At 67.9% G+C, this 17433-nt stretch carries 15 protein-coding genes and 1 tRNA gene; 15 read left to right on the forward strand and 1 reads right to left on the reverse strand.

Features of this window, described 5'->3' with window-relative positions:
* Positions 1 to 57 precede the first annotated feature (57 nt).
* The 10 genes from glnP to XINFAN_RS08990 all read left to right on the forward strand — a co-directional run bounded on the left by glnP (position 58) and on the right by XINFAN_RS08990 (position 10393).
* Entirely contained in the window at positions 58 to 714 is a 657-nt protein-coding gene (gene glnP, locus XINFAN_RS08940; protein WP_124086153.1) for a glutamine ABC transporter permease GlnP, read from the forward strand.
* Positions 711 to 1439 carry a glutamine ABC transporter ATP-binding protein GlnQ gene (glnQ, locus tag XINFAN_RS08945; protein ID WP_124086154.1) on the forward strand — a complete coding sequence of 243 codons (729 nt, stop codon included), beginning with the start codon at positions 711 to 713 and terminating at the stop codon, positions 1437 to 1439. The genes glnP and glnQ overlap by 4 nt, the downstream gene beginning before the upstream one ends.
* Complete coding sequence (locus XINFAN_RS08950; RefSeq protein WP_124086155.1) at positions 1429 to 2460, forward strand: C45 family autoproteolytic acyltransferase/hydrolase; 1032 nt, start codon at positions 1429 to 1431, stop codon at positions 2458 to 2460. Before glnQ ends, XINFAN_RS08950 begins: the two co-directional genes overlap by 11 nt.
* Entirely contained in the window at positions 2417 to 3337 is a 921-nt protein-coding gene (locus tag XINFAN_RS08955) for a MurR/RpiR family transcriptional regulator (protein ID WP_124086156.1), read from the forward strand. Before XINFAN_RS08950 ends, XINFAN_RS08955 begins: the two co-directional genes overlap by 44 nt.
* 321 nt (positions 3338 to 3658) lie before the next feature.
* Entirely contained in the window at positions 3659 to 5005 is a 1347-nt protein-coding gene (locus tag XINFAN_RS08960; RefSeq protein WP_124086157.1) for an FAD-dependent oxidoreductase, read from the forward strand.
* Positions 5006 to 5017: 12 nt separating this feature from the next.
* Positions 5018 to 5368: a DUF5368 domain-containing protein gene (locus XINFAN_RS08965; RefSeq protein WP_124086158.1), complete on the forward strand. Its 351-nt coding sequence runs from the start codon at positions 5018 to 5020 to the stop codon at positions 5366 to 5368.
* Positions 5369 to 6353: 985 nt separating this feature from the next.
* Positions 6354 to 7265 carry a deoxyribose-phosphate aldolase gene (gene deoC, locus XINFAN_RS08970; protein ID WP_124086171.1) on the forward strand — a complete coding sequence of 304 codons (912 nt, stop codon included), beginning with the start codon at positions 6354 to 6356 and terminating at the stop codon, positions 7263 to 7265.
* An 11-nt stretch (positions 7266 to 7276) separates the two neighbouring features.
* Positions 7277 to 9622, forward strand: a complete 2346-nt coding sequence (locus XINFAN_RS08975; protein WP_124086159.1) for an aldehyde dehydrogenase family protein — start codon at positions 7277 to 7279, stop codon at positions 9620 to 9622.
* Positions 9619 to 9957: a hypothetical protein gene (locus XINFAN_RS08980; RefSeq protein WP_124086160.1), complete on the forward strand. Its 339-nt coding sequence runs from the start codon at positions 9619 to 9621 to the stop codon at positions 9955 to 9957. The genes XINFAN_RS08975 and XINFAN_RS08980 overlap by 4 nt, the downstream gene beginning before the upstream one ends.
* A gap of 214 nt (positions 9958 to 10171) precedes the next feature.
* Positions 10172 to 10393 carry a hypothetical protein gene (locus XINFAN_RS08990; RefSeq protein ID WP_124086161.1) on the forward strand — a complete coding sequence of 74 codons (222 nt, stop codon included), beginning with the start codon at positions 10172 to 10174 and terminating at the stop codon, positions 10391 to 10393.
* A 479-nt stretch (positions 10394 to 10872) separates the two neighbouring features.
* Here XINFAN_RS08990 and XINFAN_RS08995 read toward each other — a convergent pair.
* Positions 10873 to 10947 (reverse strand) — tRNA-Thr (locus XINFAN_RS08995).
* A gap of 228 nt (positions 10948 to 11175) precedes the next feature.
* Here XINFAN_RS08995 and XINFAN_RS09000 point away from each other — a divergent pair.
* From XINFAN_RS09000 to XINFAN_RS09020, 5 genes are all read left to right on the forward strand, one after another.
* Positions 11176 to 11367: a hypothetical protein gene (locus tag XINFAN_RS09000; RefSeq protein ID WP_124086162.1), complete on the forward strand. Its 192-nt coding sequence runs from the start codon at positions 11176 to 11178 to the stop codon at positions 11365 to 11367.
* An 18-nt stretch (positions 11368 to 11385) separates the two neighbouring features.
* A complete protein-coding gene (gene murA, locus XINFAN_RS09005) occupies positions 11386 to 12654 on the forward strand; it encodes a UDP-N-acetylglucosamine 1-carboxyvinyltransferase (protein ID WP_124086163.1) in 1269 nt (422 codons plus the stop codon).
* Positions 12655 to 12659: 5 nt separating this feature from the next.
* Positions 12660 to 13118 carry a DUF2948 family protein gene (locus XINFAN_RS09010; protein WP_124086164.1) on the forward strand — a complete coding sequence of 153 codons (459 nt, stop codon included), beginning with the start codon at positions 12660 to 12662 and terminating at the stop codon, positions 13116 to 13118.
* A gap of 527 nt (positions 13119 to 13645) precedes the next feature.
* Positions 13646 to 14950, forward strand: coding sequence for a histidinol dehydrogenase (hisD, locus tag XINFAN_RS09015; protein ID WP_124086165.1), 1305 nt, complete (start codon positions 13646 to 13648; stop codon positions 14948 to 14950).
* A gap of 691 nt (positions 14951 to 15641) precedes the next feature.
* Positions 15642 to 15935, forward strand: a complete 294-nt coding sequence (locus XINFAN_RS09020; protein WP_124086166.1) for a hypothetical protein — start codon at positions 15642 to 15644, stop codon at positions 15933 to 15935.
* Positions 15936 to 17433: the final 1498 nt, after the last annotated feature.

The raw sequence follows: 17433 nt of genomic DNA on the forward strand, positions 1-17433 counted from the left end.
GGGCGGCCCCGGCCGTCCTGCCGCTTTCCCCGTATCCCGCGTCACGGAGGGCTTCCCTTGGAAGTTGACTGGTCCGTCGTTCCGGGCTTTCTGCCGCAGCTTGCGGCGGGGGCCCGTGTCACCATCCTCATCGCGCTTGCCGGGCTGATCGGCGGCACCATCCTCGGGCTGATCGCCGGGCTGATGCGCGCCTATGGCGGGCGGGTGATCAACGCCATCGCCTTCGTCTATATCGAGCTGATCCGCGGCACGCCCATCGTGGTGCAGGTGATGTTTTTGTATTTCGCCATGCCGATCCTGCTGGGCATCCGCATGGATCCGATGTCGGCGGCGATCCTTGCCATCGTGGTCAATGCCGGCGCCTATATCGCCGAGATCGTGCGCGGCGCCTTCCTGTCGATCCCGCGTGGGCTGACCGAGGCGGGCCTCGCTATGGGGCTGCCGCAATGGAAGGTGCTGACCCATATCGTCGGGCCGCTGGCCTTCCGCCGGCTGATCCCGCCGCTCGGCAACCAGTTCATCGTCTCGCTGAAGGACACGTCTTTGTTCATCGTGATCGGGGTAGGGGAACTGACCCGCACCGGGCAGGAGATCATGGCCTCGAACTTCCGCGCGGTCGAGATCTGGACCGCGGTGGCGGTGCTTTACCTCATCATGACCGGCACGCTGACCTTCATCCTGCGGGTGATCGAAAAACGCATGAGGATCCTGTGAGCATCATCGAATTCCACAAGACCTCGAAGCATTTCGGCGATCTGAAAGTGCTCGACGAGGTGGATCTGGCCATCGAAGAGGGCGAGGTCGTCGTGCTGATCGGGCCTTCGGGCTCGGGCAAATCCACGCTGTTGCGCTGCATCAACGGGCTTGAGCAGATCACCGGCGGCGATCTGATCGTCGACGGTATCTCGGTGCGGGCGGGCGGACGCAAACTGCGCCAGATCCGGCAGGAGGCCGGGATGGTGTTCCAGCAGTTCAACCTGTTCCCGCAGATGACCGCCTTGCAGAACGTGGCCTTCGGCCCGCGCAAGGTGCGCGGCCTGTCGCGGGCCGAGGCCGAATCCCAGGCCCTGCTTCTGCTGGAGAAGGTCGGGCTGAAGGAACGCGCGCATCATGTGCCTTCGGCGCTGTCGGGCGGCCAGCAGCAGCGCGTCGCCATCGCCCGCGCGCTGGCGGTGCGGCCCAAGGTGATGCTGTTCGACGAGCCGACTTCGGCGCTCGACCCCGAACTGAAGCAGGAGGTGCTGAACGTCATGCGCCAGCTTGCGCAAGAGGGGATGACCATGGTCGTCGTCACCCATGAGATGTCTTTCGCGCGCCAGGTCGGCTCGCGGCTTATCTTCATGGAACACGGCAAGATTTCGGTGGACGGGCACCCGGCCGAGGTGATCGCCAACCCGCCCAGCGACCGTCTGAGGGACTTTCTGCAACATGTCGAATGAGACCGTCACCCGCGATCTGGGCTGGCTGAGGCTGGCCGGCAGCCCGCGCGATCTTGGCCTCGCGCTTGGAGAGGCCGGCCGCGATGCGGTCGGGCGGCATCTGCCGGGCCATCCGCTCTGGCAGATGGTGAACGCCCCCGCCCATGCCGCCCGGGTGGCGCGTATGGCCGGGGCGACCCGGGCGCGCTTCCCCTGGATCTGGGCCGAGATCGAGGGCCTTGCCGAAGGGCTGGGCCTGCCGGTGGAGCAGGTCTTCGCCTGGAACTGCCGCGGCGATCTGCTGGCCTCAACCCCCGACGGCTGCACCACCGTCATGCTGCCCGGCCCCGAGCCGCTGCTGGCGCATAACGAGGACGGGCTGCCGTTCTTCCGCGGATCGTGCTTCATCGCCGAGGCGCAGCCCGAGGGGCGGCCCGGTTTCCACGCCTTCTGCTATCCCGGCTCGATCCCCGGCCATACCTTCGCCTTCAACGGCGCGGGCCTCGTGCAGACGGTCAACAACCTGCGCCTGACCGGGGTCGAGGCGGAAATGCCGCGCATGGTGCTGGGCCGGGCGCTGCTGGCGGCGGATACGCTTGACAGCGCGCTGGATCTGCTCGGCGATGCGCCCTCGGGCGGGTTCCATTTCGCGCTGATGCAGCGGGGCGATCCGCGTATCCTGTCGGTCGAATTCGGCGGCGGCGCCTGTTCGGTGGAAGAGATCGACGCGCCGGCGGTCCATGCCAATCACGCCCTGCATCTGCCGGGCGGGCTGGCGGCACAGATCGTCACCGATTCGTCGCGCGACCGCCAGGCGCGGGGCGATGCGCTGGCCGCCGCCGGGGCCGCACCGCTGGCGATCCTGCGCGATACCGGCGGGCCCGGGCATTATGGGGGCCTGCCGATCCGGCGGGATGCGGCGGACGACCCCGACGAAGAGAATACCCTCGGCACGGCCGTTCTGCGGCTGAGCGCCCCGGGCCTGCACTGGAGCATCCATGACCGCGCCGCCGGAGACCCCGCTTACAGCGGCACCGCCTGAGACGCTGGCGGAGCTGCGTGACCTTGCCGTCGCCATCGCGCGCGGCGCGGCGCGCGTCTCGCTGGGGGCCAAGGCCCATGCCGCCCTGAGCCGGATCCTCGACATGGCGGGCGATCCGGCGCTGTTGTCGATCACCAGCCTCGCAGGGGCGCTTGAGGTCAATCCCTCGACCCTGACGCGGCTGGCGCATTCGCTGGGCTATTCCGGTTTTCCGGCCTTTCAGCAGGTGCTGCTTTCGGCCTCGATGGCCACCCCGGGCGAGTTCTACTCGCGCCAGGCGCTCAATGCGCTGGAGGGGGAAAGCTCCATCCGCAGCCGCGCCGCCCGGCTTTGCCACGAGAACCAGGCCAATATCGACAGGTTCGTCGAGCAGTTCGACGAGGCCGCCTTCGGGATGGCCGCCGAGATGATCATGGCCGCGCCGCGCGTCGCCGTCCACGGCATCCGCCAGTTCCATTCGGTGGCCAGCTTCCTTGTCTACGGGCTGCGGATGATCCGCTCGGATGTGGCGCTGATCGACGCCAACGGGCTGGGCGTGGCCGAGGGGCTGTCGCTGATGGGCGAGGGGGGGGTGCTGCTCTCCACCAGCTGCGCGCCCTATTCGGCCCAGGTGGTCGAGGTCGCCGCCGCGGCGCGCGGCATCGGCCTCGGCACCATCGCGCTGACCGACCGCGCCAGCTCGCCGCTGGTGGACAGTTCCCGCGCCGCGATCCTGGTGCCGCATCAGTCGAGCTTTCTGTCGAACAGCATCGGCGCCTTCATCGTCGCCGCCGAATGCCTGATCAACGCCTGCGCCGCCGCCCGCCCCGAAGCCGCCCGCCGCGCCCTGCGCGAGCGCGACCGGATGATCGGCAGGCTTGGGATCGAACTGTCCTGACCTGAACCGCTCGCCTTCCGGCGGGCTGATGCGCCCTGCCGCTCCGGGCGGTCCCCACAGATGGCCTCCGCACGAACCTGTCCGGAACCCGGGGGCGCGCTCCCGCCCCGGCCCGTGTCAGTGGCCAGCCGGCACAGGCTGCGGCGAAAACGGGCATTGATATTTTCGTATAATCGAATATACGTATCGAATTGATGCAGATGTCCACAAGGGCTGTTTTCCCGGGGGGCGGCAGTGTTTTCTGCGCCGCCCGTCAGGCGGCTTGTCCGCCGTCCGGCAAAAGGAGCGGCCCCGGACAGATCCGGGGAAGAGGGGGCGGAAATGGCAGGATCCGAACAGATGAGAACGTCGCGCCGGGCTGTCCTCGGCCTTGCGCTTGCGGGCGCCTTCGCCGCCGGTCTGGGCCTGCCCGCCGCCCGGGCGAACCGGATCGCCACGAAAGCGCGGATCGTGATCATCGGCGCCGGGGCGGGGGGAGCCACGCTGGCCAACCGGCTGATGCAGCGGCTCGACGGCGCGCAGATCACCCTGGTCGATCCGCGCAGGGAACATCTCTACCAGCCCGGCCTGTCTCTGGTGGCGGCAGGACTGAAACCCGCGGGTTATGTCGTCTCGGACACCGCCGGCTGGCTGCCGCCCGGCGTCACCCTGATCGCCGCCGCCGCCGCGGCCATCGACCCGGTGGCGAAAACCGTGGCGACCGAAGACGGGCAGCGGCTGGAGTATGATTTCCTCGTGCTCGCCCCCGGGCTGGTGCTGGATTACGACGCGATCGGGGGCTTCTCGCCCGATCTGGTGGGCAAAGACGGCATCGGCGCGCTTTACGCCGGGCCGGACCATGCCGCGCGGACCTGGGCGGCGGCGGCGAAATTCGCTGACGAGGGCGGCATCGGCCTGTTCACCCGCCCCGCGACCGAGATGAAATGCGCGGGCGCGCCGCTCAAACACGCTTTCCTGATCGAGGACATCGCCAGCCGGGGCGGCGCCCAGGGCAGATACGAGATGCATTACGCCTGCCCGCAGCAGGTGCTGTTCTCGGTGCCCATCGTCTCGGAAAAGGTGCGGATGCTGTTCGGCGAACGCCGCATCCTTCCCCATTACGGCCATACGCTGAGCGCCATCGAGCCGGGCCGGAAGACCGCTACCTTCACCGCCTCTGGCACCGATGCCGCCGGTCAGGTCACGCAATCCACCGTCGAGATGCCCTATGACTATATCCACATCATCCCGCCGCAGCGCGCGCCCGGGGTGATCCGGCAGTCGGGCCTGTCCTGGGCCGACAAATGGACCGATCAGGGCTGGGTCGAATGCGACCAGAAGACCCTGCGCCATCTGCGCTACCCCGAGATCTTCGCGCTCGGCGACGTGGCGGGGGTGCCCAAGGGCAAGACGGCGGCCAGCGTGAAATGGCAGGCGCCGGTGGTCGAGGACCATCTGGTCGCCGCCATCGAAGGCCGCGAGGGCACAGAGGTCTACGACGGTTACACCTCCTGCCCGCTGATCACCCGGGTGGGCCGGGCGATGCTGGTCGAGTTCGATTATCACAACAACCTGGTGCCCTCGTTCCCCGGCGTGATCGCGCCACTGGAGGAATTGTGGATCTCCTGGCTGATGAAGGAGGTGGCGCTGAAGGCCACCTACAACGCCATGCTGCGTGGCAGGGCCTAAGGAGGGGCTCCGATGAAAGAACTGACCTTCCCGACCCTGATCGCCGTGCTTGAGGAGATGTTCGGCCGCGGCCTGTTCCGGACCATGGCCGCACTCGCGGTGCTGATCACGGTGCTTTATCTTTATGTGCTGATCCGCGACCGCGCGGTGTCCTGGCGCAAGTTCCTCCGGGCGCAGCTTTCCATGCCCTTCGGCGCGGTGGCGGCGGTGCTGTTCGTCCAGCGGATGACCCATTCCGGCTTCGGCGACATCGGCGGGCCGATCGATGTCATCGTCCTGCTGGGTGTCGCGGCTCTGGGGGCGGCGGGGACGGCGATCCTTGTCTATACGCTTCAGTCGCTGATCCGCCGCCCCGGGGCATAGGCCGGTCTGCCCCGCAGCCGGGCAAAGGACGGACAGGCGATGAGCCCGGCCTCTCCGGGCCCGCGGCCAGATGGCGTCGGGCCATGCCGGCCCTTGCGGTCATCGCCGCAACCGGAACCGGATACTTCGGCGGCTCCGGCTGGCTGCGGCGATCAGATCGCCGTCCCGGCATAAACCACCATCACCCGGCTGAAGGCGCTGGCCGGTTCTGAGCGGCGGTCCGCCATTGTCTCCGGGCAACGATCATCGCCACAGGGATCCTTCCGTTCCACCGCCGGAGACGCCCGATCCCCAGGGCGACGATGGGAGGTGCGTGCGGGTCTGGCCGGTTACGATCCGCTTCCTCGCGATCGGCAAGGGGCTGACAGAGCTGAGCCATCCGCTGACCGGCACCGGAGCGACGGCAGCCGGGCGTGCTCTCTCTGCGCGGCCCTGGCCTGCCGGATCTGATCCGGCGCCCCCGGCATCGGGGCTTTCTGCCGGTGGTGGCGCTGATCGTGGCCGCGGGACTTCTGTCGCGAAGCGGTGGCGGTCGCCGCGCGGATCCGCCATGCTCTGGCCGACGAAGCCAGGGGAGGCGAGCGATGAAACCCGGAACCACAGACGAGGGCGCGCCCGCAAACCGCCTGCCGGCCGGTGAAAGCCGCGCGCATCCGACGGTGCGGATCGTGCGGCGCCTTCTGCGTCATCCGGCGCCGGAGGCGGTTTCCTTGCGCGGCCTCGGGCTGCGCGATGTGCCGGGCCCTTCCATCGACCGGCGCGGCGGGATCGCCGCGAAGGGGCGGCAAACAAGCCATCCCGCCCGGCGCCGTGCAGGCCGGGCCGTTCGATCTCCCCGTCACCGACGGGACAACCACAATTCTCGCACTGGAGCATGCTCATGACCGCTGAAACTTCCGGGCCGGACGCCGGGGCCGGAGGCGTGCAGCCGCCCCATCCCGCCGGAAATGCCCGGCGCAATCCCGGCATCGCGCTGGACACCGCGATGTTCGCGGGCCAGGCGGTGAACCGCCCGGCGGCCGAGCGCCGCGCGGCCTCGCTGGTGGCGCGGCGCGGCGTCAAGAAGGAGTTCCAGGCCGCCTGGCTGATCAATGCGATCCGCTGCATCGACCTGACCACCCTGGCGGGCGATGATACCGCGGCGCGGGTGGCCCGGCTTTGCGCCAAGGCCCGCCAGCCGCTGGCGCCGCATATCGCCGAGGGGCTGGGCGCGGGCGCGATGCGGCTGACCACCGGCGCGGTCTGCGTCTATCCGACCATGGTGCCCCATGCGGTCAAGGCGCTGGCGGGCAGCGGGATTCCGGTGGCCTCGGTCGCGACCGGCTTTCCCGCCGGGCTGATGCCGCTTCACCTGCGGCTTGAGGAAATCCACTGGGCGGTGGCCGAGGGCGCCTCTGAGATCGACATCGTGATCACCCGCGAACATGTGCTGAACGCGAACTGGCAGGCGCTTTACGACGAGGTGGCGGCGATGCGGGCGGCCTGCGGCGCGGCCCATCTGAAGGCGATCCTCGCCACCGGCGAGTTGCAGACCCTGCGCAACGTCTATGCCGCCTCGATGGTGGCGATGCAGGCGGGGGCGGATTTCATCAAGACCTCGACCGGCAAGGAGGGCGTCAACGCGACCCTGCCGGTCAGCCTGGTGATGACCCGCGCCTTGCGCGACTATCTCGACGCGACCGGCCACCGGATCGGCTTCAAGCCCGCGGGCGGGATGAAATCGGCGAAGGACGCGCTGAACTGGCAGATCCTGATGAAAGAGGAGATGGGCCGCGACTGGCTTGCGCCCGATCTGTTCCGCATCGGGGCCTCGTCGATGCTGGGCGATATCGAGCGCCAGCTGGAACATCACGTCACCGGACGCTACGCGGCCTCGTCGCGCCACGCGATCGCCTGAGGAAAGCGGCTATGACCAGAATCACGGATATTCTTTCGACCATGGATTACGGCCCCGCCCCGGAAGACAGCAGCATCGTGCGCGACTGGCTGCAACGCCACGAGGCCGGGTTCGGCCATTTCATCGACGGAGCCTTCACCGCGGCGGCCGATACTTTCGCGGTCACCGAACCCGCGACCGGCCAACAGATCGCCCGGGTCAGCCAGGGCAGCGCCGAAGATGTCGATGCGGCGGTGAAGGCCGCCCGCCGCGCCCAGGGGCCATGGGCGGCGCTGCCGGGCCATGACCGGGCGCGCCATCTCTATGCGCTGGCCCGCCACGTCCAGCAACACGCGCGGTTTCTGGCGGTGCTGGAGACCATCGACAACGGCAAGCCGATCCGCGAGAGCCGCGACATCGACATTCCGCTGGTCGCCCGCCATTTCTACCACCATGCGGGCTGGGCGGAACTGATCGCCGACGAGTTTCCCGGGCAGCGGCCGCATGGCGTCTGCGGCCAGGTGATCCCGTGGAACTTCCCGCTGCTGATGCTGGCCTGGAAGGTGGCGCCGGCTTTGGCGGCGGGGAATACGGTGGTGCTGAAACCCGCGGAATACACGCCGCTGACCGCGCTGGCCTTTGCCGAGATCGCGCGCGAGGCCGGGCTGCCGAAGGGGGTTCTGAACATCGTCACCGGCGACGGGGCGACCGGGGCCGCGCTGACCGGCCATCCGGGGGTGGACAAGGTGGCCTTCACCGGCTCGACCGAAGTGGGCCGGCTGATCCGCCGCCAGACCGCCGGATCCGGCAAGGCGCTGACGCTGGAGCTGGGCGGCAAATCCCCCTTCATCGTCTTCGCCGACGCCGACCTGGATGCGGCGGTCGAGGGGGTGGTGGATTCGATCTGGTTCAACCAGGGCGAGGTCTGCTGCGCGGGCTCGCGCATCCTGGTGGCCGAAAGCGTCGCCGCGCGGTTCACCGACCTGCTGAAACGCCGGATGGCGAAGCTGACGGTGGGCGATCCGCTGGACAAGAACACCGATCTGGGCGCCATCGTCCATCCGGTTCAGCTCGCGCGCATCCGGGCTCTGGTCGAACAGGGGCGGGCCGAAGGGGCCCGGATCCATCAGGGCACCGCGCCCGAGGGCTGTTTCTACCCGCCGACGCTGGCGACCGGGGTGGAGCCGGCCTCGACTCTCGCCTCGGAAGAGATCTTCGGCCCGGTGGCGACGCTGACCGCGTTCCGCACGCCCGCGGATGCGGTGGCGCTGGCCAACAACAGCCGCTACGGGCTGGCGGCCTCGGTCTGGTCGGAGAACATCAGCCTCGCCACCGATATCGCCGCGAAGGTGAAGGCCGGGGTGGTCTGGATCAATTCGGCCAACCTGTTCGACGCGGGCGCGGGTTTCGGCGGGTATCGCGAAAGCGGTTTCGGCCGCGAGGGCGGGCGCGAGGGCATGGCGGCCTGCCTGACCCTGCCAACCCCGGTGGCGCAGACGCCCGAAGAGACGCCGCCCGCCCCTGACGCGAGCCCTGCCGAAAGCCTGCCCCCCGCGGCGGTCGACCGCACCGCCAAACTCTATATCGGCGGCAAACAGGCGCGGCCCGACAGCGGTTATTCCTGTGCGGTGGCGGGGGGGCTCGCGCCGCTCGGCAACCGCAAGGACATCCGCAACGCGGTCGAAGCCGCCCGTGCCGCGACGGGCTGGGGCGGGCAGACCGGCCACAACCGCGCCCAGGTGCTGTATTACCTGGCCGAGAACCTCTCGGCCCGCGCCGCCGAGTTCGAGGGGCGCCTGCGCAGCTTCGGCCAGTCGGCCACGGCGGCGAAGGCCGAGGTCGGGACCGCGATCCGCCGGATCTTCTGGTATGCGGCGCAAGCCGACAAATTCGACGGCGCGGTGCATTCGACGAAATCGGCGCATGTGACGCTGGCGATGAACGAGCCGGTCGGGGTCATGGGCATCGCCTGCCCGAACGCCTTCCCGCTTCTGGGTTTCGTGTCGCTGGTGCTGCCCGCCATCGCCATGGGCAACCGCGTGGTGGCGGTGCCGTCGCAGATCCATCCGCTGGCGGCGACCGATCTTTACCAGGTCATCGACACGTCTGACCTGCCCGGGGGCGTGATCAACATCGTCACCGGCGCGCGCGACGCTCTGGCGAAGGTTCTGGCCGAACATGACGATGTGGACGGGCTGTGGTATTTCGGCACCGCCGCGGGCGGCCGCATGGTCGAGGAGGCGTCTGTCGGCAATCTGAAACAGACCTGGTGCGAGGACGGCGCCGCCCGCAACTGGGCCGGGGCCGAAGGCCAGGGACGCACGTTCCTGACCCGCGCGACCCAGGTCAAGAACATCTGGATCCCATACGGCGAGTGATCATCTGCGATGGCGGCGGTGTTCCGGCCGGGGGCGAGGACATCCCGAAGGTGATCGGTGCGGAACTGATGGGTGCAGCGGGCTGTCCGGTCCCGGCCCGGATCCGCTCCGGGGCCATATCGGCCGGCCCCGGAGCGGCGATCCGGCCGGCCATCGCGGACGCGCGCGGCGTGACCTGGCCCGAGGGGCCGCCGGAACGCGCCGCTGCGCTGCCGGGCAAGAAGGCGGTGGTCTCGTCCATTGCGCGGCTGGATCAGCGCCTCTCGCCGGAGCGTTGCGGGCTCACGGGCTTTCAGCCCCGCGCCCCCTCCCGGCCAGACGGGGCGCGCGCGTAAAGCCTTTCTCCGACATATTCCTGCTCGCCGCCGCGCAATCGGGCGAGGAGCCTCGGCTACCGGCAAGTGCCGGTGGTGGTCACGACCGAGGGGCAGCACTGGTCCGGGTTTCAGCCGGGCAGGATTGCGGCGCTGAACTGACCCCACGGCGCTGCGGGCTGCAACGGGAACCTCCTGCGCGACGGACCGTTGTCTCCATGGAAGGGGAAACATCATGGCTAACGCATCTCACAAGAAATTCGGCAAGGGCGTCCAGGGGAAGGGTGATGCCTCGGGAGCAATGACCATATCCGACATCGACAAGATTCCGCCCAACGAGGTGCTGTCGAACCGGGACAAGCAACAGACACCCCGGAAGGGCGGGCATGACGGTAAGAACACCCAGACCGAGCAGTATGAGGACCACGTGGCGAACCGGATCCCGAAAGATGACTGATCTTCGATCTTCGAACACCATACCGCGCCCGCTGCATTGGTCCTGTCTTGAGCCATCTGGCGACCCCATGCGGATGATCGGGCGATGGTGTCGGGTCTGAGGCTCATTGCTTCCTGGCGGCGCGGGGTGCCGCCAATGAACATCCTCTCCACCTCGCCGGGCTTATGGCCCGTGCGTTGCGCTCAGGCGCGCGCTGGACAGGGCAGGGCTGGCACATGAGAAGCGGGCAGCGGCTGACTGGCCGGATGAGGTCGGGCGGCCGGCCCGGATCGCGGGATCACGGCAAGGCCTGCCGGTGGTGGCTGGGGATAAGGTCTCGCCAGCCTTAATCAAAGCATTGAGAGAAGAACCAGCCGAGAACCGATTGTACGTGATTTGTACGAAGCCGGGTCGGTTCGCTTCGTTCACGTAAGGATCTGCACTAATCCGACCAGAAATCTTTCGGGATTCGGCCAGGATCATGACATGCAAGAGATAAATGGTGCTGTGAGAGAGGATTGAACTCTCGACCTCTCCCTTACCAAGGGAGTGCTCTACCACTGAGCTACCACAGCCTTTTTCTTCCAGATTGCTGCCCGGGCGGTTGCCCCGATACAAGCGGGCTCCGGAAAAGCCCTTTCACCTCAACCGACTGCGGCTTATGTCACGCCCCGTATCAGGGAAGTGCCCGGCCACAGCGCCGTTTCGGTGAGCGGGGAGATAGACGCAAAGCTTCGCCTCTGCAAGCCCCTTTTCGACGCCCGCACTGGACCGCGCAACGGGGCTGCGCTAATCCTGCCCGCATGTCCGAACCCGTCGACAGAGCGCCCCCCGGCAAACGGAAATCTCCTGCGGAAAAGGCGCGGGAAGACCGGCTGAAAGCCGCGCTGAAAGCCAATATGGCGCGGCGCAAGGCCCAGGCCAGGGCGCGCACCGCCGGAGAGGCGGGCGGGGGCGAAGAGCCGGGCGGCCCTGACGGGCAGGACAACGGATAACGAGCGAGAGGCAGGTTCATGGATTCGATTCTGGTCAGGGGTAACGGGCCGCTCAACGGGGTGATTCCGATCGCGGGGGCCAAGAACGCCTGCCTGACGCTGATGCCCGCCACGCTTCTGTCGGAAGAGCCGCTGACGCTGACCAATGCGCCGAGGCTGTCGGACATCCGCACCATGACGCAGCTTCTGCAAAGCCTCGGCGTCGAGGTCAGCGCGTTGCACCAGGGCAAGGTCATCACCATGTCCTCGCATGGCGGGCTGAACCCCACCGCCGATTACGAGATCGTGCGCAGGATGCGGGCCTCGAATCTGGTGCTGGGGCCCTTGCTCGCGCGGCTCGGCCATGCGGTGGTCTCGCTGCCCGGCGGCTGCGCCATCGGCGCGCGGCCGATGGATATCCATATCGACGCGCTGACCGCGCTCGGGGCGGAAATCGACTTGCGCGACGGCTATCTGCATGCCAAAGCCCCCGGCGGGCTGAAAGGCGCGGTGCATGAGATGCGCTTCGCCTCCGTCGGCGCGACCGAGAATTTCGTCATGGCGGCCACGCTCGCCAAGGGCACTTCGGTGCTGAAGAACGCTGCGCGCGAGCCGGAGATCGTCGATCTGGTGCAGTGCCTGCGCCGGATGGGCGCCAGGATCGAGGGCGAGGGAACCGATACGATCACCATAGAGGGCGTCTCCGCGCTGCGCGGGGCCACCCATCCGGTGGTGACCGACCGGATCGAACTGGGCACCTATATGCTGGCCCCGGCGATCTGCGGCGGCGAGGTGGAATGCCTCGGCGGCCGGATCGCGCTGCTTTCGGCCTTTTGCGAGAAACTGGACGAAGCGGGGATCTCGGTCGAGGAAACCCCGACCGGGCTGAAGGTCGCGCGCAGGAACGGCCGGATCCGGGCGGTGAATGTGGTGACCGAACCCTTCCCGGGCTTCCCGACCGACCTTCAGGCCCAGATGATGGCGCTTCTGTGCACCGCCGAGGGCACCAGCGTGCTGGAGGAGCGGATCTTCGAGAACCGTTTCATGCATGCGCCGGAGCTCATGCGGATGGGCGCGCGGATCGAGGTCCATGGCGGCACCGCCACCGTCCACGGGGTGGAAAAGCTGCGCGGCGCTCCGGTGATGGCGACGGATCTGCGCGCCAGCGTCTCGCTGATCCTCGCCGGTCTTGCCGCCGAGGGCGAGACGGTGGTGAGCCGGGTCTATCACCTCGACCGGGGCTACGAGCGGGTGGAAGAGAAACTCTCGGCCTGCGGCGCGCAGATCGAGCGGATCAGGGCGGGCTGACGGCGATGGCGGATGCGCGATACGAGGACGGGTCCACCGGGCCGCTGTATCTGACAGCGGTGACGGCGGAGGATGCGCTGGTGATCTCGGCGCTTTTGCAGGATGCGGTGCTGACCGCGGCCGATCTGCATTACGACCGCCGCCGCCGCCGCTTCACCGCGCTGGTGAACCGCCTGCGCCGCGAGGATCGCACGCCCGCGCCCGAACGGGTGCGCAGCCTGTTCAGCGTGATGGATGTGCTGGCGGTGCAGAGCCAGGGCATCGCCCCCGGTGACACCGATCAGGTGCTGTCGGTGCTGTCGGTGGCCTGGGAGCCGGGCGAGGAAGGGGCGGGGCAGCTGACGCTGATCCTCGCCGGCGACGGCGCGATCAGACTCGGCGCCGAGGCGTTGGAGCTGCATCTGGAAGACGTGAGCCGGCCCTATGTGGCGCCCTCGCGCAAACTCCCCGACCACGGCGCCTGATCCCGGCGCCGGATGCCTCCGGCGGGGGTATTTGGGTCAGGATGAAAGGCATAGGCGTCCCGGTTTGCGAGTGCCTGTTCCGGCCGTGGATACCTCCGGCAGGAGGATTTGGGTCAAGAGGAGAACGGACGAGGCGGCAGTCTGGCCGAAGGGCGCCCGGGCCGCGGGCGAAATCCCCGCGAGTCAGAGGAAATCCGGGGCCGCTGGCGCTCTGATGCGCAAGGCGCGGCAGTCCCCGTGGGCGCGGCGCTCCGCCTGAAGGCTTTCCCGGCGATTGCCCGTGGCGAGGTGATCGACAGCCATCTGCCGCCAGGACGGTGCGCACTATGCGGCGGCGGAGCCTCTTGCCCCCGCGACGAGCCCCCCGGTGAAAGCCGCCATGCCTTTCATCCTGAGGGAAATACCCTCGGGGGGAGGCCGCAGGCCGCGGGGGGCCGACGGCCCCCCGTTCCGGGGCCAGCCACCCGCGCGCCCTTTACAGCCTGGCTGCCCCCGCGCTATGCCCGGCCCGACGTCAGGAGGCCGCCATGCCGCAGTATCTCTCCACCAGCGACCGGGATTTCGAAGCCGCTTTCACCGCACTTCTGGGGATGAAGCGCGAGGATGCGCCCGAGGTGGACGAGGCGGTCGCCGCGATCATCGCCGATGTCCGTGCCCGTGGCGATGCGGCGCTGATCGAACTGACGGTCCGCTTCGACCGGCTGGAACTGACGCCCGACCGACTGTGCTTCTCCCCCGGGGAGATCGAGGCCGAATGCGCGAAAGTGCCCCTGGCCGAGGCGGAGGCGCTCGCGCTCGCCGCCGCCCGCATCCGCGCTTATCACCAGCGCCAGTTGCCGCGGGACGAGAGCTGGACCGACGATCAGGGCGCCACGCTCGGCTGGCGCTGGACGCCGGTCTCGGCGGCGGGGCTCTATGTGCCGGGGGGGCTCGCGTCCTACCCGTCCTCGGTCCTGATGAATGCGATTCCGGCGCGGGTGGCCGGGGTGGAGCGGCTGGAGATCGCCTGCCCGACGCCCGGGGGCGAGGTCAATCCGCTGGTGATCCTTGCCGCGCGCCTCTCCGGCGTCGACCGGATCTGGCGGATCGGCGGCGCCCAGGCCATCGCGGCGCTGGCTTACGGCACTGAAACCATCGCGCCGGTCGACAAGATCACCGGGCCCGGCAACGCCTGGGTCGCCGCGGCCAAGCGCCGGGTCTTCGGCCGGGTGGGGATCGACATGATCGCGGGGCCGTCCGAGATCCTCGTCATCGCCGACGCAAGCGCCGACCCGGACTGGATCGCGCTCGATATGCTGAGCCAGGCCGAGCATGATGCCTCGGCCCAGGCGATCCTGGTGACGCCGGATGCGGATTTCGCCAAAGCGGTGGTGGCGGCGCTGGAGGCGCGGCTGACGACGCTGGAGCGGCGCGAGATCGCGGGGGCGAGCTGGCGCGACAACGGCGCGGTGATCGTGACCCGCGATCTGGACGAGGCGGCGGTGCTGTCGAACCGGGTGGCGCCCGAGCATCTGGAACTGTGCACCGAAGACCCGGAGGCGCTGGCCGGAAAGATCACCCATGCCGGTGCGATCTTCCTCGGTCAATGGACGCCCGAGGCGATCGGCGATTACGTCGGCGGGCCGAACCATGTGCTGCCCACGGCGCGCTCGGCGCGGTTCTCCTCCGGGCTCTCGACGCTGGAATTCCTCAAGCGCACGACGCTGGCGAAGATGACGCCGGAAGCCTTGCGCGCCATCGGTCCGGCGGCGGAAGTGCTGGCGGTGTCGGAGAGTCTTCAGGCGCATGGGCTGAGTGTGCGGGCGCGGCTGGAGCGGCTGAACCGGGGCTGAGGCGCGGCTGGTGTCGGAGCGGGGGGCCGTCTGCCCCCCGGAGCGGCCCCATGGGCCGCTCTCCCCCCGAGGATATTTTCAGACAGAAAATGGGCAGGGCGAGGGACCTGGTGTTCCGGCGCGCTGCTGTATGTGCTGGTTTGAAGGGGACATCCCAATGTCGGGGTTCCGCCATTGTCGGACGGCCTCGCCGCCAGCCACCGGATCAGGACAGATGCGCCGCTGCCGCTGCTTTTCGATACGGGGAGATTGTCTCGCCTCAATGCACGCGCCAGGCCCGGGACTGTCCGCATGTGCGGACGAAAGCAGGGGGAAGGGCGTGATCCGGCCCGAACCCGGACAGCGCGTCAAAGCCCTGTCCGGGCGGCGGTGAAACCCGTCGTCCAGGGGTGCCCGGCCGGTCGGGGAAGGCGCGCTGATCCGGTCCGCAGCGCGACCGGCGGGATTCGCTGCGGCCCCGCAATCGCCGCGGGATCGCCTGATCATCCCCGCCGGAGCGCCGTTATGCGACCGGCAGACTGTTTCCCAAAAGGAAATTGCCTGTTTCAGCCGTGCGATAAGCCCTAATCCATTCATAGTTAGGGCCAATTTATGCCACAATCGACGAGGCCAGAGGCATCCCCGGACTCGACATCGGCCGGCCTGATGCGCGATGATGATCGCGCCTCACAGGTTAAACCGGAGTTAACGAATGATCAGGTTCATGTCCTGGGCTACAGTTGCCGCGCTTCTCTCGGCGCCCGCTTTTGCGCAGGGGGTGCATGTCTTTGACAATCCCTGCGAGCGCGGGCCCGTTCCCTACTGGAACACGATCAACCATTCGCGTTCGCAGTTCATCGATTTCATCCAGGAGGTCCGTCCGGGGATGCCGCGGGATCTTGCGAGCGTGATCGCCCATGAGGTCTGCGACGACATCACCATCGTCGGCAATTCCGATGCACTGACGGCCCGGCTCAGGGTCCTGCTGCGCGAATACGGATACTGACCCTGCCGGACGGAGGAGAAAGACGCCCCGGCCGTCCGGGGTGATCGGCCTCTTGACGATGTCAAAGGGATTGGCGCTGGTCGCGGAACATGCGCAGACGATGGTGCGCGTCCGCCCGTTCCTTTGGAGTGCGCCGCTCGGATTTTCCTTTATATTCAACGGGTCGGGGTCTTCAGTCCCGGCCATAAGCGCGGTTCGTTCGGGCGCCCGGCACTGCGTATCGCCTCCGGGCAGGCCGAGGTGGCCGGGCAGGGGGGCCGGAACGCCAGGGGGCCTCGCGGAGGCGATGCACGCCGCACCGGGAGAGGAACGGGTTGCGAAGATGCTGGCCGCGCGGAACCGGCATCCGACTGTTCATTCTGGCCTACTCCGACGGCCAAGAGCGCGGGGACTCGCGCCTGCATCAACCTGGATCCGAAGCAGGGGCTGCGCTTCCGCACCGACCTGAACCAGAGCGGCAGTCAGATCGGGCTGAGCAATGCAGCCCTGTCCTGGACGCTGATGTGGGATCTGATGACGGCAGCGGGCCGGGAGCCCCGGCGGCCGGTCTCTGCCCCCCCCCCATGCCGGGTCGTCTTGCTGAATGGGGAGAGGTCCCCGGACGGCACCCTGAGCTTAAACCCGGCATTCACCGACCGGATGATGGGCTGGCCTCCTGGCTGGACCGATCCGCTGCGGCCGGTAACGGAGTGGTCCCGCTGGCTGCGGCGCGCGCGTGGCGATCTCTGAGAGGGGAGTTGATGGCCGTTTAACCCGGCCCTTAAGGTGGCGTTAAGCCGGGGGCGAGCGGGCCGCTCAGCCCCCGGCCAAAATCGCGCTGCTGCAAGTCTTCGTGTCAAACCGTGCAAAATTCCGTGTCACGCTACAAGGGGTGTAAGTTGACACCAGTATCTGCACGGAAGCGGGATTATCCGGGAACAGCCGGGATCATCTGAAAATGGATGATAAAACAGTGAGATAAGTGGTCGTATCCGGTCCCTTCGGCCATGATTGCATAAATTGCATATTGCGCCTTATGCGAGTCCAGATGGCCTTGCGGGCCCGTTTCGCCGAGGTCGGGCACCGGCCACGAGGGCACCGTTTAACTACCCGTTAAATCGGCAAAAAGTCCAGAGCCTCGCAGGGCGCGAGTGGGCGGAAGATGGCACCAGAACGGCTCGGAACATGCAAATCGGCCCGCAACCTGCAAAAGCCAGTTGCATTTTGCGGTAAGATACTGAAATTGCATGATTTTACAGTGCAGATATTCGTGCCGAAGCCTCGCTGAACATGCCACAGATTTTCCGAGGTCGCCATACTTTACCGATCCGGCAAAGTATTCCGTCCATCAGGGGCGGCCGTATGTGCGGGTGGGCTGGCGGACGTTCGATAAGACGCCCTGGCGCTAGTCGGCGGTTCTTGAGCTGCTGCCGGTTTCGTGGACAGCAGGTTAAGCTAGCATAGCGCGGGCCTCGAACTCCATTGGGCTGAGGTAGCCCAGTTTCGAATGCCTTCTGCG

The organism is Pseudogemmobacter humi, assembly GCF_900609055.1.
GTDB lineage: Bacteria > Pseudomonadota > Alphaproteobacteria > Rhodobacterales > Rhodobacteraceae > Pseudogemmobacter > Pseudogemmobacter humi.

Bases quoted from the DNA above. Each gene is read 5' to 3' on its own strand.
- deoC (WP_124086171.1), top strand. From the start codon at position 6,354: ATGTTCGCGGGCCAGGCGGTGAACCGCCCGGCGGCCGAGCGCCGCGCG.
- XINFAN_RS08960 (WP_124086157.1), top strand. From the start codon at position 3,659: ATGGCAGGATCCGAACAGATGAGAACGTCGCGCCGGGCTGTCCTCGGC.
- XINFAN_RS08965 (WP_124086158.1), top strand. From the start codon at position 5,018: ATGAAAGAACTGACCTTCCCGACCCTGATCGCCGTGCTTGAGGAGATG.
- XINFAN_RS09000 (WP_124086162.1), top strand. From the start codon at position 11,176: ATGTCCGAACCCGTCGACAGAGCGCCCCCCGGCAAACGGAAATCTCCT.
- XINFAN_RS09010 (WP_124086164.1), top strand. From the start codon at position 12,660: ATGGCGGATGCGCGATACGAGGACGGGTCCACCGGGCCGCTGTATCTG.
- hisD (WP_124086165.1), top strand. From the start codon at position 13,646: ATGCCGCAGTATCTCTCCACCAGCGACCGGGATTTCGAAGCCGCTTTC.
- XINFAN_RS08950 (WP_124086155.1), top strand. From the start codon at position 1,429: ATGTCGAATGAGACCGTCACCCGCGATCTGGGCTGGCTGAGGCTGGCC.
- XINFAN_RS09020 (WP_124086166.1), top strand. From the start codon at position 15,642: ATGATCAGGTTCATGTCCTGGGCTACAGTTGCCGCGCTTCTCTCGGCG.
- XINFAN_RS08990 (WP_124086161.1), top strand. From the start codon at position 10,172: ATGGCTAACGCATCTCACAAGAAATTCGGCAAGGGCGTCCAGGGGAAG.
- murA (WP_124086163.1), top strand. From the start codon at position 11,386: ATGGATTCGATTCTGGTCAGGGGTAACGGGCCGCTCAACGGGGTGATT.
- XINFAN_RS08955 (WP_124086156.1), top strand. From the start codon at position 2,417: ATGACCGCGCCGCCGGAGACCCCGCTTACAGCGGCACCGCCTGAGACG.
- XINFAN_RS08975 (WP_124086159.1), top strand. From the start codon at position 7,277: ATGACCAGAATCACGGATATTCTTTCGACCATGGATTACGGCCCCGCC.